Origin of the sequence: Pontixanthobacter luteolus (assembly GCF_009828095.1) — a bacterium.
Classification (GTDB): domain Bacteria; phylum Pseudomonadota; class Alphaproteobacteria; order Sphingomonadales; family Sphingomonadaceae; genus Pontixanthobacter; species Pontixanthobacter luteolus.
Genome location: NZ_WTYP01000002.1, coordinates 316,503 through 341,768, shown reverse-complemented (window position 1 = coordinate 341,768; position 25,266 = coordinate 316,503). Strand labels below are relative to the sequence as shown.

Genomic DNA, 25,266 nt, shown 5'->3' with positions numbered 1-25,266 from the left:
CTAGCACTTCCGCACGGTCAATACATATGCTGCCCGCCATTGATGCTCATCGTCGAACCGGTGACAAATCCGGCGTCTTCCGCGCACAGAAATGCGACACCGCGGGCGATTTCTTCTGCATGGCCGAGCCGACCCACGGGGATCTTTGCGACGATTTTCTCTAGTACCGGCTCGGGTACGGCGGCGACCATGTCGGTATCGATGTAACCCGGCGCAATCGCATTGACCGTTACGCCGAATTTTGCGCCTTCCTGGGCCAGCGCCTTGGTGAAGCCATGGATGCCTGATTTCGCAGCGGCGTAATTCACCTGGCCGTATTGCCCGGCCTGCCCGTTGATCGAACCGATATTGACGATCCGGCCCCAGCCGCGTTCGCGCATCCCGGGGAAGCATGCCTTTGCCATGTTGAAGCACCCGCCAAGGTTGATCCGCATAACCTCGTTCCAGTCGTCGAAGCTCATCCGGTGCAGCGTGCCATCGCGCGTGATCCCGGCATTGTTGACGACAACATCGACCGGACCAACCTCTTGTTCGACCTTGGCGCACCCTTCGAGGCACGCCTGGTGGTCGCCGACATCCCATTTGTAAGTCACGATCCCGGTTTCCGCAGTGAAGTTCCTGGCAGCTTCATCATTGCCGCCGTAATTGGCGACAACCGTCATGCCGCCCTGCTTCAGTTCTTCGCATATCGCGCGGCCGATGCCGCGGGTCCCGCCAGTTACAATTGCTACGCGTGCCATGCATTTCACCCCTTACAAACTCTCCGCAGCGCTATCTTTACGCTACGGCAGCGAGAGTAGGCAAAGAAAAACCCCGCCGAAGCGGGGTCTTGCATACCAATTTCTGGTTCAGAGCTGCGCGATCAGAAGCGGAACTGGGTCCCGACATACACAGCCTGGCTGTCCTGAACATTATCGGTCAGCGGATCGAGGCGGTCACGTTCCTGTGACAGACGAACACCTGCGGTCACGTCCAGGTTCTTGGCAACACGGTAAGCACCGCCAAGGTCGAGCGATTGTTCACCAAGCCCTTCGAGTGTGCGAGGCGCGCGTCCAAGCTTGCCTTCCTGCTCCAACGCGATCCGCGGCTGGAACCGGCTCGGCTTGTCAGCCGTGCCTTCGGACGGTTTGAACGCCGCCAGATCGGGCATCTTCACGTTGCGGAAGCCAGAAGCCGTAATACCGGTGGCAATGCCCTGTTCGGTTTTGGCGAAGCTTTGATAACCGCGTGCAACACCCAGATTGTAACGGGTCGGCGCGATTGTCACGCTGCGCGAACTGGCCTGCTGCGTCTGCGCGCCCGAAATGGCGGAGCGGACCGAAATTGCACGGGCGGTTTCATCGTCAACGCGAACGGCGACGGTAATAGTCTTGTCACGGGCTGCAGTGTTGCTGGCCGGTGTGAAACTGAAATCGAGACCTTTGGCCCGAACGCTTGCCGCCACACGCTGTGCCAGCGCAGGATCGACCGTGGCCGGGGTGAATGTGGCGAAATCGTTTGCCGAGAAAGAGGCCGCGTCGTCAGTGCCGCCGAGCGCGAAACCGGCGGACGGAACAGCCAAGGCAATGCCGGCCGTGACGACGAGCGCCAGAGCCACTTTGCCAAATCCAGTGCTGTTATCCGGCTTCGCCATGATACCTGCTCGGTTACCTCTACCTCTATAGACCCATATGGGCCTTAACTGTTCCTGACCAAAAAGGACTCGTGAGTCGCTGAGGTCATTCAAAACGATAGGATTGTGACGAAAGCATTGCCAGCTTTTCCACAGGCCGAAGCTGTTCTGCGGAGTCACTGTTGCAGGAGTCACACAGATTCGCAGCGGATTAAGCAAGGGTTCACGGGCGAATCGTCCACAAGCGCCAAACAGTCAGTACGACCGCACAATCGCTCACGCGCTATCTTTCGCTAGGCCGCAGCCCCTTGCTGCAATGCTGTGGCGGGTTATAGAGGCGCAAAGGCCAAAGACAGGATTATCCGGAAATCACCATGATCACGCGCACAAACACGACCCGCATCGTTCTAGCCACAGCCGCGATCGCAAGCCTTGCTGCTTGCGGCGGCCGAGAACGCCCGACAGCCGATCTGGCTGCATCGCAGGTCACCACTATCGGTGTTAACAGCTATCTCTGGCGTGCTGCGCTGGAAACGGTCAGCTTCGCACCGCTGCTGCAGGCAGACAGCGCGGGCGGCGTTATCGTGACCGACTGGCACACGAACCCCGGCAATGCCGGTGAACGCGTGAAGATGACGATCACCATCCTCGATCAGGATCTGCGTGCCGATGCCCTTCGTGTCGCAGCCAGCCGGCAGGTCGCGCAAGGCGGCGCATGGGTCGACGCACCGGTTCAGGCAGCGACGGTTCAGAAGCTGGAAGACATCATCCTGACCAAGGCCCGCGAACTGCGCCGACAGTCGCTTTAAGGATTAATCAGGCGCGTTCCTGCCGGCGAATAGTGGCCCGGGAACGGCCGACCAGACGGACCCAGATTTTATGACCGATAGCCGTTTCGAAGCCCGCTTTGACCCGGGGCAGGCTGATGAACGCTGGCAGCGCGCGTGGGATGATGCCCGCTGCTTCGAAGCCGATAGCAACAGCACCAAGCCGAAAAGCTACGTGCTCGAGATGTTCCCCTATCCCAGCGGCCGTATCCATATCGGGCATGTCCGCAATTACACGATGGGCGACGTGCTCGCGCGTTATAAGAAGATGCGCGGGCACGAGGTGCTGCATCCGATGGGCTGGGACGCTTTCGGGATGCCCGCCGAAAACGCGGCGATGGAAAAGGGCGTGCATCCTGGCGGCTGGACGCGCGACAATATCGCCAACATGAAAGCGCAGCTGAAGCGTATCGGATTTGCGCTCGACTGGAACCGTGAATTCGCGACCTGTGATCCGGAATATTACGGCCACGAACAGGCTCTGTTTATCGATCTGTTCAATGCCGGGCTGGTTTACCGCAAGGAAAGCACCGTCAACTGGGATCCGGTCGACAACACCGTGCTCGCCAACGAACAGGTCATCGACGGCAAGGGCTGGCGCAGCGGCGCAGAGGTCGAGAAGCGCAAGCTTAACCAGTGGTTCCTCAAGATAACCGATTTCGCCGAGGAACTGCTCGACGGCTTGGGCGATCTTGAAAACTGGCCCGACAAGGTGCGGCTGATGCAGGAAAACTGGATCGGCAAGTCGCAGGGGCTGGAATTCAGCTTCGACCTGTCGAATGGCGAGAAATTGCCGGTCTATACCACCAGGCCCGATACGATTTTTGGCGCCAGCTTCGTTGCGGTTGCGGCAGACCATCCGGTGGCGCAGGGCACTGCTGCGGGCAATGGTGATGCGCAGGCGTTCATCGAACTGTGCAAGCGCGGCGGAACCACGGCGGCGGAACTCGAAACCGCAGAAAAGTTGGGTTACGACACCGGCATCACCGCGAAACATCCGTTCACCGGGGCCGACCTGCCGGTCTATATCGCCAATTTCGTACTGATGGATTACGGCACCGGCGCAATCATGGCGGTCCCCGGCCACGACCAGCGCGATTTCGAATTTGCGACCAAATACGGCTTGCCAATTCCGCGCGTCGTTGCCGCAAGTGCCGATGATGCAGCGAAACCTTTCGCGGGCGAAGCAGAAGCCGGTGAAGGTGTGCTGGTGAACTCCGGCTTCCTCGACGGTATGGATGTCGATACGGCCAAGCGCGAAGTCATCTCCCGGATCGAGGCGCAGGGCAGCGGCGCGGGCAAGACCGTCTGGCGGCTGCGCGACTGGGGCGTTTCGCGCCAGCGGTATTGGGGCACGCCGATTCCGTTCATCCACTGCGACAAATGCGGCGTTGTGCCAGCGCCAAAGGACAGCCTGCCGATCACGCTGCCTGAAGATGTCGATTTCAAGACGCCGGGCAACCCGCTGGTGCGGCACCCGACCTGGAAACACACCAAATGCCCCGAATGCGGCGGGAAGGCGGAGCGCGAGACGGACACGCTCGACACATTTGTCGACAGTTCGTGGTATTTCCTGCGTTTTGCCAGCCAGCCCGGTGACAAGCCGTTCGACCGGGACGAAATCGCCAAATGGCTGCCGGTTGAACAATATATCGGCGGGATCGAGCACGCGATCCTGCATCTGCTCTATGCCCGGTTCTGGACCCGCGCGCTTGCCCATATCGGCCTGATCGATGTGAAGGAACCGTTCGCCTCGCTGTTTACGCAGGGCATGGTCACGCACGAGACTTACAGTCGCAAGACAGGCGGGCGGGAGGTTTTCTACAGCCCGGCAGAGGTTGACCGGGGCGGCGAAAGCGCGGTTCTGAAAGACGGCGGCGAACCTGTCGAAATCGGCCGCGTGATCAAGATGTCCAAGTCGAAGAAGAACGTTGTCGACCCGGACGAAATCATCGCCAGGTACGGCGCCGACGCGGTGCGCTGGTTCATGCTGTCCGACAGCCCGCCCGAACGCGATCTGCCATGGTCGGAAGCGGGCATCGAAGGTTGCTGGCGTTTCGTCCAGCGTCTGTGGCGTCTGTTCGGCCAGTATGAAGAAGGGGCCACCGGCGAAGACAAGGCACTGGCGCGCAAGTCGCACCAGACCGTTGACGCTGTTGCCAGCGATATCGAGGCGTTGTCTTTCAACAAGGCTGTCGCGCGCCTCTATGAACTGACCGGCGCGATTGAAAAGGCGCAGCCATCCGCCAGCCGCAATGACGCGATCCGTTCGGTCCTGCTGATGGCATCGCCAATGATGCCGCATCTGGCGGAAGAGGCCTGGCAGTCGCTCGGCTCCGGCGGGCTGATTTCAGAAGCCGCATGGCCCGAAGTGGACGAGGCGCTGCTCGTCGACGACGAAGTCACCATTGCAGTCCAGCACAAAGGCAAACTGCGCGACACGCTGACTGTCGCCAAGGGTCTGCCCAAAGACGAACTGGAAGCGCTTGCGCTTGCCAGCGACAAGGTCCAGCGTTCAATCGATGGAGCAGAAGTTCGCAAGGTGATCGTGGTGCCCGACAGGTTGGTGAATATCGTCACATGATGCGCGCTCTCGCCCTTCTCGCGGGTCTTCTCGCGCTTTCTGCCTGCGGTCTGCAGCCGATGTATGCCGGTGGCAGCAGCGGTGCGGTCGCGCGCGGATTGAGCGCCATCGAAGTGGCGCCGATCGAAGGGCAGGCGGGCTGGCTGGTGCGCAATGCCGTGCGCGACCGGATCGGGATCGCGGGCCAATCGGCGGCGCAATACCGGCTGGTTGTTCGCCTGGACGATGCACTGGAGGGACTCGGCGTTCTGAGCGATGACACGATCAGCCGCGAACGGCGGATCTTGCGCGCGCGCTATCAGCTCGTTGATCTTGCCAGCGGCGACATCGTGCTGGATGCGACCGCCGGTTCTGACGCCGGTATCGACGTTGTGTCGAGCGAATATGCGACGATTGCGGCGGAACAGACCGCGCTTGAAAACCTGTCGCGTGAAATCGCTGACCAGATTGTGCGGCAGGTCTCGCTGACACTGCGCGAGACGCCGTGAAGGCGACGCAAAGCAATTTTGGCGGGATTGCGCAGCGCGCCGCCAAATCCTGCAACGTATTTTTCTTTTGCGGCCCGGACGAGGCCGGCGCTTCTGCTGCCTGCAACAAGATCGTTTCCCTGCTCGATGAACCGGGCGAGCGGGTCGATATGTCCGGCTCAGACCTCAAGAAAGACCCTGTTCTGCTCGGCGACGAAGCTCGGTCCTCCTCTCTATTCGGCAGTTCGCGGCATATCATCGTGCGGGCAAGCGGTGATGAAGCTCTCGATTCGGTCGGCAATTTGTTGCTCGGTGAAGGGGAGGCGTGCCCGGTGCTGATCGTTGCCACTTCGGCAACCGACAAATCGCGCACGGCCAAGCTGCTGGAAAAGCGCGACGATGCGCTGGTCGCCATGTTCTGGCCGCCGGATCTGAAGTCTGTCTCAGCCTCGGTTCGCACGATGGCCGATGCTGCTGGTTTGCAGCTCAATGGTGACATTGCAGAGCGGATCGCGCGTGCAGCCAGTCTGGATGTGCGGCTCGCCCAATCCGAAGTCGAAAAGCTGTCGCTGTATCTCGATGCATCCGCTCAGTCCCCGCGCAGCGTGGATGTTGCCACGCTTGAGCTGATCGGGGCCAAGACCGAAGATGACGGTTTCATGCCGCTGGTCAATGCAGTGCTGTCGGGCGAAACAGGGAAGCTGCAGGCAGAACTGCTGCGGATGAAGGAATTATCGATCAACCCGGTCGGCTTGCTGCTCGCGATGGAAAGGCGCGCTGCCCAGCTGGCCCAGCTGTCGGCCAAAATCGGCCCGCGCGGCGATATCACGGCGACCATCGATGCCGAAAAGCGGGCGCGCCGGATTTTCTGGAAAGACGAGCGAGATCTGTCAGTTCAGATAAGGCGGTGGCGCGGACAGCGGCTGGACCGGCTGATCGGGAAGCTGGTGGAAATGCACCGTGCGCTGCTTTCAAACAGCCAGTCGGCAGAGCTGCTGCTGGCGCAGGGGCTGACCGAAATTGCCCGTGCGGCCGCGCCCAAGCGCTGAACCGCGGCTTGACACCCGCGAGGCGATACGGGATTCTGCGTAACGGCTAGTGCGCGGTGATTTCCAATCATCCAGCCAGTCCGGGTTCGCGAGGTCACATGAATGCACCCTCATTCCTATCGGAGGCGCAAGCGCGGCACGTACCCGTCGCGGTGCCTTCACTCGAGCGTAAACGGCTCAGGGCATACATCGCGCTACTCGTTGCAGACGTAATCTCCATACTTGCCGGGTTCGCCATCGGGGGGCTGATCTATCGCGGTGACCTGCCCGATACGCAGGCGTTGATGGAGGCGCAGTTGTTCCTGCCGCTATTCCTCACGATTGCCTTGTATCAGCGGGTCTATTCAATCAGGTCGCTGACCGATGCGCAGCATGCGGCACTGCGGATTTGCATGGCGGTAGTGGTCGCAGCGGCGCTGCTCAACTTTCTGGCATTTTACGCGAAATTCAACACATCGTTTTCACGCGTGACCTTCACCTTGGGCCTGGTGCTATCTACCCTGTTCATGGTTGCTGTCAGGTCGGTTTCAGCCAGAGTTCTGCGGCGCCGATGGGGGCCTGTCGCGCGCAACATCCTCGTTCTGCATGACGGCGGACCCGCGCTGGAAATGAAATGGGCGGCCCATCTGGACGCGAGCGAATACGGGATAAGGCCTGATCCGTCCGATCCGCATATGCGTGACCATCTCGCACGGGTTCTGGAAAATCAGGAGGAAGTGATTGTTTCCTGCCCTGCGGAAAGGCGGGAAAAATGGGCGCTGATCCTGAAGGCGTCCGGGGTTCACGGCGAAGTGATCAGCGACACGGCACAGCACCTTGGTGCATTGGGTATCAAACATTACGAGGGACAGGGCTGTGCCGGCCTGATTGTTTCTGTCGGGCCGCTGGGCCTGCGCGCGCGGGTTGCCAAGCGGCTGTTCGATCTGGCTGCGGCCGGCAGCGCGCTCGTCATACTTTCGCCCGTTCTGATTATTGCAGCAGCAGCGATCAAGCTATCCGACGGGGGCCGGGTGATGTTCGTGCAGCGCAGACTGGGGCGCGGAAACCGCCTGTTCACTGTGCTCAAATTCCGGACCATGCGAGAATCCGGCGGCGACCGCGAAGGAGCCGTATCCACTAGCAGGGAGGACGCCCGCGTAACCCGCATCGGCGCATTCCTGAGGAAAACCAGTATCGATGAGCTGCCGCAACTGATCAATGTCTTGCGCGGCGAAATGTCGATAGTCGGGCCGCGGCCTCATGCGCTCGGCTCTCAGGCAGGGGACAAGCTTTTCTGGGAGGTGGATGGCCGGTACTGGCATCGCCATGCGCTGAAACCCGGCATGACCGGACTGGCCCAGGTGCGCGGTTTGCGTGGCAACACCGAACAGGAAGATGACCTGTCGGCCAGGCTGCGGTCGGATCTCGAATATATCTCGGACTGGAGCCTGATGCACGACGTGGCCATCATGATCAGGACTTTGACAGTCCTGTCTCATGATCGAGCATACTAAATCCGTCAGATTTTAACGAGGGCTGTTGGGCTCGCTGTCTGACAACAGGACTAGAAAACCCAAGCCCAGCAAGATACCGGCACCGACCCAGAACCAGCCTGGTTCCTCCAGGCCGACTTCGTCATCATTGCTCACTATCGCAAAGCTTGCTGCCTCCGGGCGCAGCTCCGCCGTTGCCGGAGACACGGCGAACAGCATGGAAAGTGCAACAACTGAAGACAAGCCAGTTCTCATACCAACTTCCTATAGCCTAGATTTGAACCAGTCATGAACTAATCTTTGCAGGTGACATAAACCGTCAGTGTTGGCTTGGATTATGGCCTTTTCGCGCGGTGTCGGGTAATAATGCAGCTTGAAGCCGGAGATCGGGTGCAAGTTTGTGAACATTCTGATTTTCGGTTTGAATTATGCGCCGGAAGAGATCGGCATCGGGCCGTACACCTCCAATCTGGCCGAGTTTATGCTCAGTCGTGGGCATGAAGTTTCGGTCATAGCGGGCAACCCTTATTACCCGGAATGGCGGCTCGGCGCTGGGTACAAGCAAGAATTAAGCGAGGAAATGGTGAATGGCGTGCGCGTGTGCCGCGTGCCGCATTTCATACCCGTAAAGCCGACCGGGTCGATGCGTGTCGCCCACCACCTCAGTTTTGCCCGCAATGCGCTGCGGCAAGCTCGGATGGTCAGCGCTGCCGATCTGGTGCTGGCAATTGCGCCTTCGCTTATTGCGGCGCCAATCGCCTTGCGGACGGCAAAGCGGTTTGATGCTGTAAGCTGGCTGCACATTCAGGATTTCGAGGTGGAAGCAGCACTCGCCACCGGCCTGCTGTCCAAGGGCCCGCTCGCGAAACTGGCGAAGAGCTTCGAACGATCAGTTGTATCGCGTTTTGACCGCGTCAGTTCCATCTCGGCAGCCATGACCCGCAAGGCGTGTGACAAAGGTGCGGATCCAGCGTCCACGATCGAATTGCGAAACTGGTCTGAACCCGGCCTGAAAATCGACCAGAAGGCTGGCGCTGAACTGCGTGCACGGCTGCGAATTCCGGAGGGCCGAATTGCGCTATATTCAGGCAATCTCTCGCTGAAACAGGGGAGCGGATTGATTGCCGAAGCTGCGCAATCGTTGGCACGAAGGCAGGACATACAATTCGTGATTCGCGGTGCGGGGAGCGCCCGGCCTGACTTGGAGCGAGCGGCCAGAACGCTTCCGAATTTGCATGTTCATGATCTCGTGCTGCGGTCTGAACTTGGCGCGCTCCTGTCGATGGCGGACATCCATCTTCTGACCCAAATCGCCAGCGCAGCAGACCTCGTTTTGCCATCAAAGCTGACCAATATGCTTGCTTCCGGACGTCCGGTTATCGCGACTGCGGCCTCTGGTACTGCACTTGCCGAAGAGATCGAAGGCTGCGGCATAGCGGTTCCGCCGGGGAACGGCGGCGCATTTGCCGCAGCTATCGAGCAGCTGGTGGATAGTCCGGAAGAACTGGAGCGTCTTGGACGGGCTGCGCTGCGCCGCGCGCAAGAAAGATGGGCACCAACTGTATTGCTGGATCAATTCGCGGTAGAGCTTGAGAAAGCTCACGCGGAACGGGGGAGCAATTGAGCGTCATCAATCCACCTTCACCCTCAATACGGGCTGCCGGACAAACCCGGTTTGATCCGTGGGTGGTAATCGCGTTTCTCTATCCGCTCAGTCAGTTGATCGTGTTCGAACTGGTCGGTCAGCTTTATCTGACCGATTTGCTGGGTCTGGCACTTCTTGCTTTCATGGCCAAGTCGCCCGACTTTATCGAGCGTCTATCCCAGCTCAAATTGCTGTTTGCGTTGATGGGCCTGTGGCTCGCGAGCCTGATCGTCACGGATCTGATCCGGCAGACACCGCCAGAGGATTTCCTGCGCGGCTGGGCCAAGATCATATTCTTCGGAACGCAAATCGCTGCGCTGTGGCTGTTCCTGCCTCGGCGCCGCGCATACCTCATCGCGTTCGCTTTCGGTGCAGCCATCGCATGGGGTTTCGGCATTCCTGAACGGTTTGCGGGCTATGAATGGAAGTTCGGGTATGACCGTGCCGCCGCGTTCAGCCTCATTGGTGTGACCTGTCTGCTGGCGCCGCGCTTTCCCGCTCTGCGGACCGCCAGTCCGGTCCTGCTCGGTCTTCTCGCATTTGTCGTCATGTTCCAGAATGCACGATCTTCCTTCATCACCATTGTGCTCGCTGCCGGGATTTGCGGCGCGGTGATCGCAGTCGAGCGCTGGCCTGCGCTGCAGCGAAGTATTCGTGCACCGTTATTCGGCCTCCTCCTTATCTTCGGTGCAGTGGGTGCAGGCCTGGTCAGTGCCGGTTACGGCTCACTTGCCGGGTCAGGAGCGCTGGGTGACGACGCAAAATATAAGTATGACATTCAGACTGCGGGCAATGTGCCGCTTCTTCTGGGCGGTCGTTCCGAGAGCCTGATTTCCGCACGAGCCATCAGCGATTCTCCGGTAATTGGCCACGGCAGCTGGGCCAAAGACCGGCGCTATGTGGAATTGTATCGTTCACTCAGGCTGCGGCTGGGGATGCCCGTTCACGACAATTACTTTCTCACCCGCGAACTGATCCCCACTCACAGCTATATTCTGGGCGCATGGGTGGAGGCAGGCGTCATCGGCGCGATATTCTGGCTCTATGTCCTGTGTTTGCCAGCGGTCGCAGTCTACCGGCTATTGCGGCGTAAAGAGAGGATGCTCCCTCTCGTCGTATATCTTGCCATGGGGCTTATATGGGCCATCCCATTCTCCCCATTCGGGGCGACGGAACGCTTTATCGTCGCCTTCCAGCTGGTCGCATTGTTCTGGGTAATCCGCAGCCCGGACACGGTTGCCCAATTTCTACCCGTTCAAACTGGCCGGAATGATCCAAGTGCCATGCTGGCGCGATGAATATCCTGCACGTCATCGCCAGCTGTGACAGGACCGAAGGCGGACCTGTGGAGGGCGTTTTTCGTCTTGGCGATGCGTTTCGGGAAATGGGCCATGAGCAGGAATTACTGACGCTCGATCATTCCGATGATGCGGCTGTTCGTGATGCGCCCAGCGTCGTTCATGCACTTGGCCGCAAGAAATCAGTCAGCGCAGGAATAGCGAGCAGAGCACTGAACTGGTCCCGCTATTCGCCCGCGGCCGTCGACTGGCTTCGCGAGCATGCCGATGAATATGACGGTGTGATCGTTGATGGTTTGTGGAATTTCTCGACCAGAGTCGCGCGCCTTGGGTTACAGCGTTCGCGTACGCCTTACATCGTGTTCAGCCATGGCATGCTCGATCCGTGGTTTCGCTCCCGCTATCCGCTCAAGCATTTGGCAAAGTCTGTCTTGTGGCAGTTCAACGAAGGCCCATTGATGCGGGGGGCTGCTGCGGCAGCATTCACAACCGAGCGAGAACGCGATCTAGCCAAGGCCTTGTGGCGACCGTGGGGCATTACCGAGCAAGTCGTCGGATACGGCACGGCGGCCCCGCCTGCCGAGAGCCCATCTATGAAGGACGCCTTTCAGGGCCGTGTGTCCGGGCTGCAAGCTGCGCCGTATCTGCTGTTCTTGGGCCGCATTCACGAGAAGAAAGGGGGCGACATCCTTGTCAACGCATTTGGCGATTTCTGGGAAGGCAGTGACGCCCATTTGGTTATTGCAGGGCCGGGTGATGCTTCATTCATAGCCACCCTCAGAGAGCTTGCCGCAAAATCCGGATGCGCGGAAAGGATACATTGGCCGGGGATGTTGGAAGGTGACGAAAAGTGGGGTGCCTTGTACGGGTGTGACGCGATGATCCTGCCATCACATCAGGAAAATTTCGGTGTCGTTGTGGCTGAGGCACTGGGCTGCGGCCGCCCCGTTATAATTTCCGACCAGGTCAATATTTCCGGAGACGTCCAACGCGCGCAGGCCGGAATTATTTGCCATGATACGCGTGCTTCTGTGGCCGAGGCAATGACCAGATTTTTCCGATTGGATGCTGGAGCGCGCGAAGCAATGGGTGAACGCGGAAAGCGGCTTTTTCAGACACAGTTTAATATCGCGCGGACAGCTGAGGAGCTCGTTGAAATATTGAGTCACGCCAAGAGATAAGCCGAAACGGAAAATATCTTTCCTACAAATAACCAAAAAGGTTAACTCGCGGGCGAAAGGAAACTTCATGCCCGAATCAACTCCCTATATCCGACATCCTGCCAAGTTTGTTCCGCTGACAGCGATCGCCACCGGCGAAAGCGGCTCTGCCGCAGTGCCCATTTCGAATGCGAACCCATTACCTTGCGCAGAGAAGCCGCTGGCTGCGGTTCGTGCTCTCATCCCCGGCACCAATGTGGCGCCTGGCAGCGTGGTGCTCATCGACTGCAGTATCGATGGAACAGTCGTGCTCGAACTTGTCGACGGCTCGCAGTTGCCACTGAGTTTCTCTGCCGGCGTCACGATGCTGCCGCTTGCCGTGCGCAGTATTGCGGAAGCCGGCACAACCGCCAGTTTCAATGCCTGGGTGCTTGACTGATGCGCGCGCTTCATATGCCGCGTACTGCCAGCGCACCTGCGCGTTGGACGGTCAATTCGGATCACGATGCGCCGCGCATCATGGCTTCTCCTCCGCAGATTACGGTGGCAACCTCGCCGTCCCTGCCAAAGGTATGGAATGCTGGCAGCGGGTCCAATTCCTATCAACTCGCGTCTCACGCTGTTGGCGGCCACTTTACTTTTTGCCGGGGAATTGGCGACACTGACGGGCCAACTCTGGGGTTTCGGCCAGCCCCTGTCGTTACCACAAGCGTTGGGGGTGAGAGGGTGCCTTCCGGCCAGCAGTTCTCCTTCCTTCACGAAGGTGACCGGCTCGAACTTCATTTCCAGAATAACGAACGCGGCTATCTGCTGAAGATCGACGGTGAATACCTGTCGCTCACGCCCGAGGTTACATCAGGCCAGACCTACAGCCTGATCAATCTCGGGCCCCGCAAGCTAAGAAGGCTCGACCTGATTACCTATAAATCGGCATTTGCCGGTGTCCGTACCGGCGCTGGAGATACCATTTACGCCGCGCCCATTCGTGGGCCGCGAGTGATCTGCGTCGGCGACAGTTTCACAGTCGCGGACGCAGATGGCTGGACCAACTGGTTCGCAGAATCTCTTGGCTGGGATGACGTCTGGACATCCGGAATCGGCGGAACCGGATACGCCAAAGATGCAGGCGGCCTCGCCCTGAACTGGCGCGACCGGGTTGCGGCGGATGTCATCGCATATGAACCCGATGTCGTCTTCCTCCACGGCAGCGTCAACGATCTGTCTGAGGAACCCGGCACAGTCTACGAAGCTGTGTGCGATACTCTTGCGCAAATTCGATCTGCGTTGCCGGGTTGCGTCATCGCTGGCGGTATGAATACCCCGTACGGTGCTGAATTCTGGGGGGCGGACAAGCTCGACATTTACAACGCGTCAAAGTCAGCCTTCCAGCGATACGGTGCCGCGTGGCTTAGCACACTGGAATTGCCGTACGGGGTCAGCGCAGCCCAGATCGGGCAGGGTGCAAGCCTGATGGATTCCGTATCGGCTGGCCGGCCGGGTAACGGCGGCACTCCGGACATAATTGCCGGTCAATGCGGCTTTCGCGTCAACACGTCGAGCACGACGCCCAACACAAATCTTCGCGTTGGAGCCACGGTGGAAATCGGAACCGGTGGGACAAGAGAACGTGCCGTAATTACTGCCAGTGCGATCTCTGGCGGGCGGTTCGTCTATGCCTTCGATGGGGAGTTCCAGTACGCTCACACCGCTGGCGAGCCGGTTCGCGAGGTGGCGCCCTGCTATCTGACCGGCAATGGCAGCACAGCCGCGCCAACCGGCTGGGGTAACGCCGACCTCTATGTCGGCTCTGATGGCTATCACCCTTCGCCCGAAGGCCACCGCGCCCTGGGTCAGGTCAATGCCGCCATGCTCAAACAGCACTTGCGGGAAATCGGGCGCATCTAGCCAGATCAAATCGCCGACTATTCATCGGCGGCGCTCTTCCAATGCGGACCCATGCCTCATACAGTCGAGGCATGGGTCCAGCACACGAAAACGACGAGGTTCTTGATCGAGAACGGCCCAATGCGGACGGCCTATCTTTAACCGTCATCATCCTGACCCAGAACGAAGCCCATCATTTGCGCAGAGCGATCGCTTCTGTCGCCGCAATCGCCGCCCGCATCATTGTCGTCGATTCTGGATCGAGTGACGGAACGCGCGAGCTTGCCGCACAGCTTGGTGCCGAAGTTCACACGCGTGACTGGATCAACTACGCTGCCCAGTTCGAGTGGGCATTGGACAATTGCGCAATCGACACAGACTGGGTCATGCGGCTGGATGCGGACGAGTGGATTGGCGCCGATCTGGGCGAGGCAATTTCACGCCGCCTACCTGAAGCGCCGAACGATCTGGCCGGCTTCAGTCTTGATCGCCGTCATGTTTTCATGGGCAAATGGATCAGGCACGGGGGGCGCTATCCGCTCCGGCTGCTGAGGATCTGGAGAACCGGTGTCGGACACATCGAGCAGCGATGGATGGACGAGCATATCGAGCTGACTGGTGGACGGATCGAGCATTTGCCCGGCCAATTCATCGATGAGAATCTCGGCGATCTCACATTCTTTATCACCAAGCACGCTGGCTATGCCGTACGTGAAGCAGCCGATGTTCTGATCGCGAAATACAATCTGGCCGGGCCGTCGCAGGCCAGTCTGGCTTCAACGCGCCAAGCTGCATCCAAACGATCTGCCAAGCTTGGTTTTTACAATCGCCTGCCCTTGGGGGTCGGGCCGCTTCTCTATTTCATCTATCGCTATTTCATTCAGCTAGGTTTTCTGGATGGCCGCGAAGGGCTGATCTATCACGTGCTGCAGGGCTTCTGGTACCGGTTCCAGGTCGATGCGGCCAAGTTCGAGCTGGAGCGGGCAATGCGCGGTGCGGAGAATGCGGAGGAGCGGCTCGACCGGCTGGAACAGCAAAGCGGTCTCGCTATCCGGGGGTTTCTGGAAGAACGGGTGATGGATGGCTGATCGCAATGGTCCAATCGGCGCCCTCAATCCGTCGGCACGCTTGGCCGCTCACACACCGGCTGGGGAAAATATCTTCTTCGGCTTTCACGACATCTCCCCGTGGTCGCCCGATGGTTCGCGGTTGCTTTGCCTGCGCCTGGATCCCGAATGGCAATCGATGGCCGATACCGCGCAGACTGCCGAAGTCTGCCTATGGGATTCAGATGAAGGCCAGATAACCCCCGTCGGCCAGACCGAGTGCTGGAACTTCCAGCAGGCAGCAAGGCAGCAATGGTTACCTGACGGATCGGGCCGCATCGCATATAATCGGCTGGACAACGCCGGCTCCTGCACTGGTATTATCGCCAATCCGGATGGGGAGGTTACCCGGCACATCAAAGGCGGCATCTATGCGATCTCGCCTTGCGCGACATGGGCGCTGGCACCGGATTTCGAAACCCTCACACGAAATTGGCCAGCCTATGGCTATGCCAGCCTGACAGACCCTGAGAAACCGAGGGGGCAGGGCAATATCGATGCCGGGATTACCCGGATCGATCTTCGAAACGGTGAAGTGAGCACGCTGATTTCTCTCGCCGACGTGATTGAGCGATGGAAGCCCGGCTTGCCGACCGACGGCCATTTCCTGACCCACCCGAGCATCAGCCCAAGTGGACAGCGGATCGTTTTCCTTCACCGCTTCTTTGCTGAAGATGAAGGCTCGTTTACGCGGTTGATAAGCTGCGACCCGCAAGGCCGAAACATGGCGGTGCTTGCTGAAGAAAAGGTCAGTCATTTCGATTGGCTCGATGACGATACACTGCTCGTCTGGGCGCGATATACCGGCGGCGGTCTTGCTGCGATGCGCGCGAGCGGACGGCTGAATTCTCCATGGCTCCGGCCGGTAGTCAACCTGGCGAGGAAATTCAGCGGCCGGTGGAAGAAGCGGGTTCTGGCGGAATCCTATTTCGCGGTTGATGTAGATACCGGTCGCCGTGAAAAGTTCGGCTGGCCTTCGCTCGATGTAGATGGCCACCCGATGGTCGCGCGCTCTCACGATTGGCTGGTCACCGACACCTATCCCGACAAGGGCGGCTGGATGTCGCTGATCCTGTGGAACCGCAGCCGCAATCTGCGCGAAGATATCGCCCGGATTGGTGACGGTGTTTCATCAACTGATAGCGACGCCAAGTGCGACCTGCATCCACGCTGGAACCGCACTGAAAATCAGATTGCGGTCGATCACTGTGTCGCCGGTATCCGCCGTCTCAGCATTTTCGATGTATCGCATATCGTGGGTGCTTCATGAAAATCTCTGTGGTTACCAACGCATTCAATCAGGGGCAGTATCTCGCCGCTGCGGCAGAAAGCGTTCTGTCGCAGGAAGGCCCCGAAATCGAATATTTCATCATGGAGCCGGGTTCGTCCGATAACACGGTGCAGGTGTTGGAAATGCTTCAGCAGCGGTATCCGGGCCGTATCACTGTGATCCGGGATGCCGATTCGGGGCCTGCCGACGGTCTCAACCGGGGGTTTGAACGAGCCAGCGGCGATTGGTTCATATATCTGAATGCGGATGACGTTTTTCTGCCCGGAGCTTTCACTCAGGCCGCTGCAGCAATTGCAAGAAACGGGAACGCGGGCGCGATTGTCGGCAACGGTTACATCGTCGATGAGCACGGGCGCTATATCCGCCGCGCAATTTCGACCCCATTCACCGCGCGCCGGTTTGTCCAGGGAACGGCGTTTGCACTCCAGCAATCGACCTTTTACCGGGCGGAGGCATTTCGCCAGGTCGGGGGCTTCAACCTGGCCAACACGACCAGTTGGGATGCCGAACTGCTTGTCGATCTGGACCGCAGCGGCTGGTCAATCGCCAATGCCGGCGGTTACTGGTCGTTGTTCAGAATGCAGCCGAATTCGATCACCGTCAGCCAGCGTTATGCAGGTGAAAGCGAGAGGACCCATGCCCGCTACTTCCGCGATGAAATGCGCAGGGAACGCGGGCCGCGGGATGCAATCGTCCGTAGATTGAGGCAGAATCTCTACCGTCTTACTCATCCAGCGATGACGATCGCACGGCTGCACGACCGCATCGCGCCGCGCGATCATGTGTTTCATCAGGCATCGCCGCCAGCCTGGGCCCGCGATTGATGGACGCCAGATGCATCGCATTTGTCTGGGACAATTTCGGACCGCTTCACATCGACCGGTGCGAGGCGGTCGCCCGGCATTTTGGCGGCAAGGCGCAGGTGTTGGCGATCGAGCTGTTCGCCAAAAGCGAGCTGTACAGCTGGGAAAAACCGAAACCGCAGAACATAACAAAGATCACTCTGTTTGATGAAGGCGGCTGGGGAACGATCGGCACGCTGAAGCTTGCCAGGTCGATCGCCGCGGCAGTCAGGCAAGCAGGCTGCGAGACCGTGTTCCTCAGTCACTATGACAAGACCGCCATCCTGATCGCCGCGATTCTCCTCAGAGCATCGGGGGTGTCGCTGTTTACCATGGGCTGTTCCAAATACGACGATGCGCCGCGCAGACCCGTTCGGGAAATGATCAAGCGTCAATTCTACCGGCCGTATCACGGCGGGATCGGTTCGGATGACAGATCGACGGACTACATGCGGTATCTGGGCCTGCCGCCAGCCAGGGTTTTCGGCGGTTACAACACTGTCCACCAGCAACGAATTCGCGACCTGGCGGCAGCGAACCAGAACTCGTCACCGGAATTCAGCGAACGCTCGTTCCTCGTCGTTGCACGGCTGATCCATGAGAAGAATTTCCCCACGCTGTTCAGGGCTTACGCTGATTACTGCGGAAAGGCGGAATTGCCGCGCCGCTTGAAGATTGCAGGCGATGGCCCGTTGGAAAGCGAACTCAGGCGGCAGGCATTGGACCTCGGTGTCGCGGACAGGATTGATTGGCTCGGCTTTGTGCAGAGCCGTGAAGTCGCCCCGCTAATGCGTGATGCCCTGTGCCTGATCCTGCCAAGCGTGTCGGAAACATTCGGCAATGTGGTTCCCGAAGCGCTTGCGGTTGATCTGCCGATCATCATCAGCCGCCAGTGCGGCGCTGCTGACAGGCTTGTCGTTCATGGGAAAAGCGGTTTCGTGTTCGACCCGCGCGATACTGGCACGCTGACCGGGCTGTTGCTGAGAATTGGCAGCGACGAGGCGAACTGGCACATGCTGCGAAATGAATCGCGCGAGATTGCGCCGCGCGGCGACACCGCGGTGTTCGCTCAATCGGTCGCGCGATTAATCGAAGACTGATCGGGGCTGGTGCGCTCGGCGATTTGACGCGCCGGATTGCCGCCCCAGACAGTCCAGGCCGGCAGATTAGACACGGCGCATCCGCGCGCTGCCAATACAGCGCCTTCACATACCTCGACGCCCGGTCCAACAAATGCCTCCGCAGCAATCCAGCAGTTCGCGTCCAGAACGATCGGCCGGGCGGTCAGCTGGAAATGCGGATCCTCGTAATCGTGGCTGCCGGTGCACAGGAATGCGCGCTGCGAAACAATGGCTCCGGGCCCAAGTGTCACCGGCGCGATATTGTAGCATTCAGCGCCCGGGCCGAGCGTGGCCCGCTCTGCCATGGAGAGGTTGCGCGGCAGCCAGATCGTGGCGCTCGCATAGACTACGCTCCCCGTTCCCATCCGCGCCCCGAAAGCTCGCAGGAGGAACCGGCGCCAATGATGCCCGAACGGAGGCGGTACGGCCCTGCCCAGAAGAAACCAAACCGCCCGCCACAGAGCCCGTTCAGCCCGATTTACGAATGAGAAGCTGGGGCCGCCTGATACCGGCCTGCTCTTTGCTGCGTCCAGCGGCTCGCTCACGGCAGCCGCTCAAGCTTCACGCTGCGGATGACGGCACTGCGCGCCTCGCCGCCGGCATTTGCTGTCACACCGGCTGTAAGCACTCCGAACTGGCAGGCAGACGCGAGTGTTATGACCTGACGGATTTGATCGCTGTCACGGGCGGCTGGTTCCGCAGTCATTGGCGAACCAGGATCGCGGCATTGGAAATTCCATGTCAGCATCTGTTGCGGGTCGTCGCTATCAACCGTCAGCGCATGGCGCCCCGGTGTCAGCGAGATCGCCTGGGAAAATATCGCGCCGCTGCCCGTGCCAAAACTTTCAATCCGCACGCCGCCCTCTGGCAGACGTTCGGCCGCTGCCGGCGACTTTCCAGCAATCTGCCATTCGCCGCCAACGGCCGGCATGGCGGTGCCGAGCAAACGGAATTCGGAGTCGTAAACGGCATCACTGAAACGCTGCGGTTCGGCGAGGGTGCTTTGCCACAGGGTTAACCCTTCTGCCTGGTATCCCGCCTTTGAAAACCCGAGCTCCGCATCGCGGACGATATTGCGCAGCCATGTACCATCGTCTGCTGCCACTGATTTTATCATGGCCGAACGCAGGCCGGCAACTTGCCGCGATGCTGGCTGACTTCGCAGCCAACCCTCCCACCACGCATTGTTCGCGCGGTATGCGGCGCGGTCCGCAAGAGCAGCGACGCCGCCATTCGCAGCCAGCACCCGGTCAGCGAGCGGAGCTGCTGCCTCTGCGCCGATCGAACGACCGATGGCGTCCACACGTGCAGCGGCAATATCCGTTCGCCCTTCGGTGAGACCGGCTTCCACGAGTGCAATGTTGGTAACCGCATCGCGCCAGCCGAGTCCGGCTGCTGTGTTCAGGGCGCTCGTACGCCTTTCCTGCGGGGCATCGCCGCTCGAAGCAGCCAAAGCGAGTTGGTCAAACGGCATGGCCGAAACGGCGGCCTTTCCAAACCGGGCGGCTTGCCTTGCATCGCCTGATTTGATGGCTTTACTGGCGGCGGCCCGCTGAACCCCGTTATCCCAATGGGCAAGCCGTGCGGCATCGATCAGGGTAATCTGTCCGTAAATCTGGAAGCCCCAGACGAGTGCCCCTGCCAGGCAGGTGGCTGCCGTGATCGTGGCTGCCCAGGCAGCCCTCATCCAGCAGCGTCCTGCCCATAGGAGTAGTAATAACCGTAATTATAGCCGTAGCCCGACTGTCGCGGATCAAACTTATTAAGCACTGCGCCGTCGATCTGGATGCCGTTTTCGCGCAGTCTGCGAATTGCCGATTGCGCGCGGCCATGCGTTGCGCGGCCGGCTTCGGTGACGAAGACGAGATGTTGCAGACGCTGAGCAAGAAGGACCGTGTCGGCAAGGCCCAGAACGGGTGGGCCGTCAAAGATGATCACATCGTAAAGCTCGGACACTTCGTCGCGGAATTCCTCGAAGCTGCTGCTCGCGAGCAATTCAGGCACCGATGGCGGCAGCGGCCCGGTGGGAATCAGGTGGAGATTGTCTTGCGGCTCGTGCAGCACTTCGCGCCAGGTCTTCTGGCGGGTGAGAATGTTCGTAAGCCCTTCTTCGCGCGAGGTCGCAAAAATCTGGTGCTGCGACGGGCGCCGCATATCTGTGTCGACCACCAGCACTTTCTGGCCCGCACGCGCCATGCTGCGGGCAATACCGTAAGCGACGAGGCTCTTGCCTTCCGATTGCTGGCTGCTGGTGATCAGTATCGTTTTCAAGCCTTCGGCGGACAGCAGGCCGAGCGAGGTTCGCAGTGCGGCGAAGGATTCCGAGGAACTGGATTTCGGGTTTTCCAGCTCGGTCACGATATCCGCGCCCTTCTCGATCTTGGGTACAGTGCCGAGGAAGGGCAGGCGAAGTCGGTCGGTCACATCTTCCGGGGTGCGAGCAGCATCATCAATGAATTCGCGCAGGATCGTATAGATGGCGGCGAGGAGAACGCCTGCCACCAAAGCCAGCGCGATGTTGAGCACTGGGTTTGGCCGGAAGGGTGCACCGGGCACCGCAGCCCGGTCGATCAACTGGATATTGTTGGTCGAAACGCCAGCTGATGCGCTGACTTCCTTGTAACGCTGGAGCAGTGCATCATACATTGCCCGGTTGGTGCCAGCCTCGCGCGCGAGGATGTTGTACTGGATGCGCTGCGATTGCTCTGCCGCAGTGCCGGATCGGAGCGAGGAAACCTGGGATGCGAGGCGCTGTTCATTGCGCAGTGCAGCCTGGTATTCCTGTTGCAGCGCGCCGCGCGCATTGCCGACAGCGGCGTTCAATTGCTGCTGCAGTCCGGCAAGCTTTTCGCGGTGTTCGATCATCACCGGATGATCGCGTTTGTACCGCTCGGCGTCGCTCGAAATCTGCGCGGAAACAGCTGCTATCTCGCGCTGCAGCCCCTGAATGTACCCGTTGTCCTGCACATCGGGAATGGCAAAAGCGCTGCCGGCCCGTGCCACGCGGTATCGTTCCTCTGCCGCGAACCGGGCAGTGCGCGCGCGGTTCAGCGCACTGTTGGCTTCCGCAAGATTTGTCTGCACCAGGGAGACACTGCCATCGCGGTCGCCCGGTTCCGGCAGATCGATCAGGCCGAAACGCTGCGCATAATCAACCTGCTGGCGCTCGCTCGCCTCGAGCCTTTCCTTCGCCAGGTCCAGTTGCCCTTCCAGATATTCTCTGGCGTAGGACGAGGAATCGAATTTCCGTTGCAGGTTGGAAGCTATGAAGCTGTCGATATAGGCGTTGGCAATCGTCGATGAATATTTCGCATCAGGGCTGGCAAAGCTGACATCGACCACGCGGCTGTATCGCGGAAGTTCCGCATCGACATTGCCGATCAATGACGATGCGATGATGTCCCGGCGGGTTTCCGCCATGGTCTTGCCCGGTGCGGCAATTGCCGGGGCCGCGATCCCCATCCGGTCGAAGAATGTGTCGTCCCGGGCCAGTCCCAGCCGGTCGATGACTTTTCCGGCCATGTCGCGACTCAACAGGACGTCGAGCTGTGTCTGAAGGAAGCGTTCTACATCCCATTCAACCGGCGTTGCGGCAGCATCTTCATCCAGAACTTCGCTGACCTGGCTATCGATCTGAACCGTTCCCACAGCCCGGTATACGGGGGTAGTGGACAGGGTGACGACGACCCCGAGAACCAGCGCGGCGAGCATGATCCCGCCGACGATAAACCGGTTGCGATAGAGCGCGCTTGCGACGCGGCGCAAATCGATCCCGATTGTCGGCATGGCACCGGGATAGCCGTACGAGCCTTGCGGCATGGCCGGAGGGGATTGGTCCGAAGAGGGTGATGCGCTCATTGGCTGGATGCTCCGCTCACTCCGACCATCAGTTGAAAGGCCTGAAAATGCTGATCAGCGGTGCGGCAGTCAGCGCATCGCGGTAAAGCTGTTTCAGGCCGTCATTGCCGACGATCACCTGGTCACCCGGGAGAATCTCGACATCCGGGGCCTTGCCCGCGCTGATCAGGCCCAGATCGAAAACAGCACCGATCCGTTCACCTTCGGCGCGGCGGAAAACCACCACCTGATTGAACTTTGCCGTGTTTGTCGGTCCCGAAGCAAGGGCAACGGCATCAATCAACGATATCCGGCTGTTCATGTCGTACATGCCCGGTTTCGTGACTGCGCCTGTTACCGTCACGCGCCGCAGAGATGCCTGAGTGATGGCGACGTTTACACTGGGATCGACAAGATAGCGCGCGCCCAACTGCCGCTGCAGTTCCTGCGCAAATTCGGAGGCAGTCAGCCCGGCCGCAGTAACCGGACCCAGCAGCGGGATTTGAACCTTGCCATCGGAGTCAACGATCGCGCGCTCTTGCGACAGATCGGGTTCCCTGAAAATGAGGACCGACAACTCATCATTCGGAGCAATCACGGACATCCTCGGGGCAAGGACATCGCCGGGCGGCACCTGATCATATGCCGCGCTGCCTGAAGGCAACGATGGGGCCGGGCCGCTAGCGCAAGATGCGAGCAGCAAGGCCAGAACCACTGCGGCCAACCGATTAATCATAGCGCGTCCCTCTTGGCGAGCCCGCGGGCATCATCCAGTTCGCTTTAGATGCCATTTCGCACGCCATCGCGCAATCGCATGGTGCCGCCTTGTGCTGCGCCTGTGCACAAACCGAAAATGACAGCGAGCGTCGCCGTTCGAAGCGGGAAATCGACCGCGGAATGGAGCAGAATGATCACCGCGACCACCCATGCCGCCCAGATCAGCGCAGGCGCTTTCCTGCGGATAAGGCTCCAGCCCAGAAACAATATCGCAACCGGCCCGGCAAGCGCCGTGATGATACCTGCGATGCCGCCTTCCAATGCCAGCTGGAGGTAATCGTTGTGCGCCGCCACCACATATCGTGCCTGCATCATGTCGAGGTCTTCATAGGCCATGTAGACCGGCACGAAACTGCCGTACCCCGATCCGACCGGCCACATCGCACGTGTCGCGGCCAGTGTATCGCGGGCCATGGTCAGGCGCTGATCTTCGCCAGCAACGCCGAACCGCGCGAATATTTCGCCAAAGGCCGGGATGAACATGATCGCTACGCCGGCAATCGCCGCTGTGCCGATCAGGATGGCTGCCTGGCGCGGCTGCGGCCGCCAGATCACCGCGAGCGAGACCAGCGCGGCGGGTATCGCCAGCGCAATGCCTGCGCGGGATGTCGTGACGATGACAGCGAATACCAGCAGCGCGAGCAGCGCGGTCAGAGTGATGCGGTGCTGCCTCAGGCGCGCATGGGGGACAAGCGCGGGGGCCAGCAGCATCGCGGCGATCAGAAGATCGGCATGGTGATTGCGGTTGGCGAACAGGCCAAGAGCCGCACCGATATGCTCTGTATCATAGAGGCTAAGTCCTCCCGAGAGCCGCTGGACGATGCCCAGAACTGCGCTCAGCAAACCAAACCCAGCAACAACCGCAAACAGCCTGCGCATGTCAGCAGGCTGCAAACGGGAAGCGGCAATATGGGCCGTAATCGGAGCGACCAGAAACAGCATCGCCCCGACCGCAGCGGCGGGATTGAGGGCAATGGGCCGCCACCCGATCTCACTACCCGATGCGATCAGCGATGCTGCGGCAAGATCCCGTCCCGGCAAAGACGTCCAGATAGCTGGAGGGAGCGGGATCAATTGCACCAATGCGAGCGCAGCAAGCGCCAAAGCCAGTTTGCCGGTCCACACCATTTTCGGCGCATTCTGCTGGACCAGCAGGACATAAAGCAGCGGGAGTGATGCCAGCAGGACGAGCAGATCGTTCAGTGGCCGCGCCGTGCCGCCCGCCAGCAACGCTGCGACAAGCAACACGGTGGCGGCCAGAGGAAGGCTCCTGCTCGCGTCAGCCATGCGCGCCGCCCGAAACCCTACCGGTGTAATCGCGATATACTGCGGCGACGCCCTCGCTCAGCGGAATTGTGCGCGACCAGCCCAATTGTGTCAGGCGCGATATATCGAGCAGTTTTCTGGGGGTGCCATCAGGCCTGGCCGGATCGCAGCGCAGCTCTCCATCCAGACCGGCGATGCCCATGATCATGCGCGCAAGACCGGCGATGGTGATTTCGTCTCCGCTCCCGACATTGATGTGATCTTCCTCGGAATAATTCTTCATCAAAAAGACCAGCGCATCGGCCAGATCGTCGGCGTGCAGAAATTCGCGAAGCGGTGTGCCGCTGCCCCAAATTGCCAGGTCGCTTTCACCGGCCTGGCGCGCATGATGCGCCTTTGCAATCAGTGCGGGCAGCACATGGCTCGTATCCAGATCATAATTGTCGCCTGGTCCGTACAGATTGGTGGGCATGGCGGAAATGAAATCGCGCGCGTATTGCCTTCGGTACGCTTGGCAAAGCTTTATCCCGGCAATCTTGGCGATTGCATACCATTCATTGGTCGGTTCCAGTGGACCGGTCAGCAGCGCATCTTCGGAGATGGGTTGAGTGGCAAGTTTCGGGTAAATGCAGGACGAGCCGAGGAACAGCAATTTGCCGGTATCATGGCGGTGCGCAGCTTCGATCACATTCGTCTGTATCGATAGGTTGTCGTGCAGGAAATCAGCCGGCGCTTCCGAATTGGCCTTGATCCCGCCAACTTTGGCAGCGGCCAGAAACACGGCATCCGGCCTGTTCTGCGCAAACCAGTCGTGCACCGCCGCCTGATCCAATAATTCCAGCTCGGCGCGCGAGGCTGTCAGCAGCTCGCACTCTTCGCTGGCCAGACGGCGGACAATGGCCGATCCCACCATCCCCCGGTGGCCAGCGACGAAAACACGTTTCCCTGCGAGCTGGAATTTCACTGCGGCCCCTTACCCATTGGCAGAGCATGGCAAGCCTTCAACTGGTCCGCAACAAGGATGCTGA

General features: G+C 59.9%; 23 protein-coding genes. 14 read left to right on the top strand and 9 right to left on the bottom strand.

All coding sequences use genetic code 11. The features are described 5' to 3' along the window. Window positions 1-17: 17 nt before the first annotated feature. Entirely contained in the window at window positions 18-740 is a 723-nt protein-coding gene (gene phbB, locus GRI43_RS10130) for an acetoacetyl-CoA reductase (protein ID WP_160731002.1), read from the bottom strand. A gap of 122 nt (window positions 741-862) precedes the next feature. Beyond that, window positions 863-1,633, bottom strand: a complete 771-nt coding sequence (locus GRI43_RS10125; RefSeq protein WP_160731001.1) for a hypothetical protein — start codon at window positions 1,631-1,633, stop codon at window positions 863-865. 353 nt (window positions 1,634-1,986) lie between these two features. On the opposite strand from GRI43_RS10125, the gene GRI43_RS10120 reads away from it, so the two are divergent. The 5 genes from GRI43_RS10120 to GRI43_RS10100 all read left to right on the top strand — a co-directional run bounded on the left by GRI43_RS10120 (window position 1,987) and on the right by GRI43_RS10100 (window position 8,032). Continuing rightward, window positions 1,987-2,421, top strand: coding sequence for a DUF3576 domain-containing protein (locus GRI43_RS10120; protein WP_160731000.1), 435 nt, complete (start codon window positions 1,987-1,989; stop codon window positions 2,419-2,421). Between the two features lie 70 nt (window positions 2,422-2,491). Next, a complete protein-coding gene (gene leuS, locus GRI43_RS10115) occupies window positions 2,492-5,023 on the top strand; it encodes a leucine--tRNA ligase (RefSeq protein ID WP_160730999.1) in 2,532 nt (843 codons plus the stop codon). Continuing rightward, window positions 5,023-5,511 (top strand): LPS assembly lipoprotein LptE, encoded by a 489-nt coding sequence (lptE, locus tag GRI43_RS10110; RefSeq protein WP_160731684.1) that lies wholly within the window; start codon window positions 5,023-5,025, stop codon window positions 5,509-5,511. The genes leuS and lptE overlap by 1 nt, the downstream gene beginning before the upstream one ends. After that, on the top strand, window positions 5,508-6,539 hold the full coding sequence (holA, locus tag GRI43_RS10105; protein WP_160730998.1) for a DNA polymerase III subunit delta: 1,032 nt from the start codon (window positions 5,508-5,510) through the stop codon (window positions 6,537-6,539). The genes lptE and holA overlap by 4 nt, the downstream gene beginning before the upstream one ends. A 98-nt stretch (window positions 6,540-6,637) precedes the next feature. Further along, on the top strand, window positions 6,638-8,032 hold the full coding sequence (locus GRI43_RS10100; RefSeq protein ID WP_160730997.1) for an exopolysaccharide biosynthesis polyprenyl glycosylphosphotransferase: 1,395 nt from the start codon (window positions 6,638-6,640) through the stop codon (window positions 8,030-8,032). Window positions 8,033-8,044: 12 nt separating this feature from the next. Here the strand turns inward: GRI43_RS10100 and GRI43_RS10095 are convergent, their stop codons facing one another. Next, window positions 8,045-8,266, bottom strand: a complete 222-nt coding sequence (locus GRI43_RS10095; RefSeq protein ID WP_160730996.1) for a hypothetical protein — start codon at window positions 8,264-8,266, stop codon at window positions 8,045-8,047. 145 nt (window positions 8,267-8,411) lie between these two features. On the opposite strand from GRI43_RS10095, the gene GRI43_RS10090 reads away from it, so the two are divergent. The 9 genes from GRI43_RS10090 to GRI43_RS10050 all read left to right on the top strand — a co-directional run bounded on the left by GRI43_RS10090 (window position 8,412) and on the right by GRI43_RS10050 (window position 18,337). Then, window positions 8,412-9,635, top strand: a complete 1,224-nt coding sequence (locus GRI43_RS10090; RefSeq protein ID WP_160730995.1) for a WcaI family glycosyltransferase — start codon at window positions 8,412-8,414, stop codon at window positions 9,633-9,635. Beyond that, the gene (locus tag GRI43_RS10085) at window positions 9,632-10,954 is read left to right on the top strand and encodes an O-antigen ligase family protein (RefSeq protein WP_160730994.1); all 1,323 of its coding nucleotides are present in this window, start codon (window positions 9,632-9,634) and stop codon (window positions 10,952-10,954) included. The genes GRI43_RS10090 and GRI43_RS10085 overlap by 4 nt, the downstream gene beginning before the upstream one ends. After that, window positions 10,951-12,135 carry a glycosyltransferase gene (locus GRI43_RS10080; RefSeq protein ID WP_160730993.1) on the top strand — a complete coding sequence of 395 codons (1,185 nt, stop codon included), beginning with the start codon at window positions 10,951-10,953 and terminating at the stop codon, window positions 12,133-12,135. Before GRI43_RS10085 ends, GRI43_RS10080 begins: the two co-directional genes overlap by 4 nt. 67 nt (window positions 12,136-12,202) lie before the next feature. Continuing rightward, on the top strand, window positions 12,203-12,553 hold the full coding sequence (locus tag GRI43_RS10075; protein ID WP_160730992.1) for a hypothetical protein: 351 nt from the start codon (window positions 12,203-12,205) through the stop codon (window positions 12,551-12,553). Further along, on the top strand, window positions 12,553-14,019 hold the full coding sequence (locus tag GRI43_RS10070) for an SGNH/GDSL hydrolase family protein (protein ID WP_160730991.1): 1,467 nt from the start codon (window positions 12,553-12,555) through the stop codon (window positions 14,017-14,019). Before GRI43_RS10075 ends, GRI43_RS10070 begins: the two co-directional genes overlap by 1 nt. A gap of 71 nt (window positions 14,020-14,090) precedes the next feature. Beyond that, window positions 14,091-15,086, top strand: coding sequence for a glycosyltransferase family 2 protein (locus GRI43_RS10065; protein WP_160730990.1), 996 nt, complete (start codon window positions 14,091-14,093; stop codon window positions 15,084-15,086). Continuing rightward, a complete protein-coding gene (locus tag GRI43_RS10060; protein WP_160730989.1) occupies window positions 15,079-16,374 on the top strand; it encodes a TolB-like translocation protein in 1,296 nt (431 codons plus the stop codon). Before GRI43_RS10065 ends, GRI43_RS10060 begins: the two co-directional genes overlap by 8 nt. After that, entirely contained in the window at window positions 16,371-17,219 is an 849-nt protein-coding gene (locus GRI43_RS10055) for a glycosyltransferase (RefSeq protein ID WP_160730988.1), read from the top strand. The genes GRI43_RS10060 and GRI43_RS10055 overlap by 4 nt, the downstream gene beginning before the upstream one ends. Further along, window positions 17,219-18,337: a glycosyltransferase gene (locus tag GRI43_RS10050; protein WP_160730987.1), complete on the top strand. Its 1,119-nt coding sequence runs from the start codon at window positions 17,219-17,221 to the stop codon at window positions 18,335-18,337. The genes GRI43_RS10055 and GRI43_RS10050 overlap by 1 nt, the downstream gene beginning before the upstream one ends. On the opposite strand, the gene GRI43_RS10045 is transcribed toward GRI43_RS10050, so the two are convergent. The 6 genes from GRI43_RS10045 to fcl form a co-directional block, all read right to left on the bottom strand. Next, window positions 18,307-18,723 carry a putative colanic acid biosynthesis acetyltransferase gene (locus tag GRI43_RS10045; RefSeq protein WP_235903722.1) on the bottom strand — a complete coding sequence of 139 codons (417 nt, stop codon included), beginning with the start codon at window positions 18,721-18,723 and terminating at the stop codon, window positions 18,307-18,309. The genes GRI43_RS10050 and GRI43_RS10045 overlap by 31 nt on opposite strands. A 176-nt stretch (window positions 18,724-18,899) precedes the next feature. Continuing rightward, window positions 18,900-20,045: a hypothetical protein gene (locus GRI43_RS10040; protein ID WP_160730985.1), complete on the bottom strand. Its 1,146-nt coding sequence runs from the start codon at window positions 20,043-20,045 to the stop codon at window positions 18,900-18,902. After that, the gene (locus tag GRI43_RS10035; protein WP_160730984.1) at window positions 20,042-22,216 is read right to left on the bottom strand and encodes a GumC family protein; all 2,175 of its coding nucleotides are present in this window, start codon (window positions 22,214-22,216) and stop codon (window positions 20,042-20,044) included. Before GRI43_RS10035 ends, GRI43_RS10040 begins: the two co-directional genes overlap by 4 nt. A gap of 28 nt (window positions 22,217-22,244) precedes the next feature. Continuing rightward, complete coding sequence (locus GRI43_RS10030) at window positions 22,245-22,931, bottom strand: polysaccharide biosynthesis/export family protein (RefSeq protein WP_160730983.1); 687 nt, start codon at window positions 22,929-22,931, stop codon at window positions 22,245-22,247. A gap of 44 nt (window positions 22,932-22,975) precedes the next feature. Continuing rightward, entirely contained in the window at window positions 22,976-24,259 is a 1,284-nt protein-coding gene (locus tag GRI43_RS10025; protein ID WP_160730982.1) for an O-antigen ligase family protein, read from the bottom strand. Next, window positions 24,252-25,202, bottom strand: coding sequence for a GDP-L-fucose synthase (gene fcl / locus GRI43_RS10020; RefSeq protein WP_160730981.1), 951 nt, complete (start codon window positions 25,200-25,202; stop codon window positions 24,252-24,254). Before fcl ends, GRI43_RS10025 begins: the two co-directional genes overlap by 8 nt. Window positions 25,203-25,266 lie beyond the last annotated feature (64 nt).

Excerpts from the sequence above, each read along its gene's own strand:
- phbB (WP_160731002.1), bottom strand. The coding sequence starts at position 740 with ATGGCACGCGTAGCAATTGTAACTGGCGGGACCCGCGGCATCGGCCGC.
- GRI43_RS10125 (WP_160731001.1), bottom strand. The coding sequence starts at position 1,633 with ATGGCGAAGCCGGATAACAGCACTGGATTTGGCAAAGTGGCTCTGGCG.
- GRI43_RS10120 (WP_160731000.1), top strand. The coding sequence starts at position 1,987 with ATGATCACGCGCACAAACACGACCCGCATCGTTCTAGCCACAGCCGCG.
- leuS (WP_160730999.1), top strand. The coding sequence starts at position 2,492 with ATGACCGATAGCCGTTTCGAAGCCCGCTTTGACCCGGGGCAGGCTGAT.
- lptE (WP_160731684.1), top strand. The coding sequence starts at position 5,023 with ATGCGCGCTCTCGCCCTTCTCGCGGGTCTTCTCGCGCTTTCTGCCTGC.
- GRI43_RS10100 (WP_160730997.1), top strand. The coding sequence starts at position 6,638 with ATGAATGCACCCTCATTCCTATCGGAGGCGCAAGCGCGGCACGTACCC.
- GRI43_RS10095 (WP_160730996.1), bottom strand. The coding sequence starts at position 8,266 with ATGAGAACTGGCTTGTCTTCAGTTGTTGCACTTTCCATGCTGTTCGCC.
- GRI43_RS10080 (WP_160730993.1), top strand. The coding sequence starts at position 10,951 with ATGAATATCCTGCACGTCATCGCCAGCTGTGACAGGACCGAAGGCGGA.
- GRI43_RS10075 (WP_160730992.1), top strand. The coding sequence starts at position 12,203 with ATGCCCGAATCAACTCCCTATATCCGACATCCTGCCAAGTTTGTTCCG.
- GRI43_RS10070 (WP_160730991.1), top strand. The coding sequence starts at position 12,553 with ATGCGCGCGCTTCATATGCCGCGTACTGCCAGCGCACCTGCGCGTTGG.
- GRI43_RS10065 (WP_160730990.1), top strand. The coding sequence starts at position 14,091 with ATGGGTCCAGCACACGAAAACGACGAGGTTCTTGATCGAGAACGGCCC.
- GRI43_RS10060 (WP_160730989.1), top strand. The coding sequence starts at position 15,079 with ATGGCTGATCGCAATGGTCCAATCGGCGCCCTCAATCCGTCGGCACGC.
- GRI43_RS10055 (WP_160730988.1), top strand. The coding sequence starts at position 16,371 with ATGAAAATCTCTGTGGTTACCAACGCATTCAATCAGGGGCAGTATCTC.
- GRI43_RS10050 (WP_160730987.1), top strand. The coding sequence starts at position 17,219 with ATGGACGCCAGATGCATCGCATTTGTCTGGGACAATTTCGGACCGCTT.
- GRI43_RS10045 (WP_235903722.1), bottom strand. The coding sequence starts at position 18,723 with ATGGGAACGGGGAGCGTAGTCTATGCGAGCGCCACGATCTGGCTGCCG.
- GRI43_RS10040 (WP_160730985.1), bottom strand. The coding sequence starts at position 20,045 with ATGAGGGCTGCCTGGGCAGCCACGATCACGGCAGCCACCTGCCTGGCA.
- GRI43_RS10035 (WP_160730984.1), bottom strand. The coding sequence starts at position 22,216 with ATGAGCGCATCACCCTCTTCGGACCAATCCCCTCCGGCCATGCCGCAA.
- GRI43_RS10030 (WP_160730983.1), bottom strand. The coding sequence starts at position 22,931 with ATGATTAATCGGTTGGCCGCAGTGGTTCTGGCCTTGCTGCTCGCATCT.
- GRI43_RS10025 (WP_160730982.1), bottom strand. The coding sequence starts at position 24,259 with ATGGCTGACGCGAGCAGGAGCCTTCCTCTGGCCGCCACCGTGTTGCTT.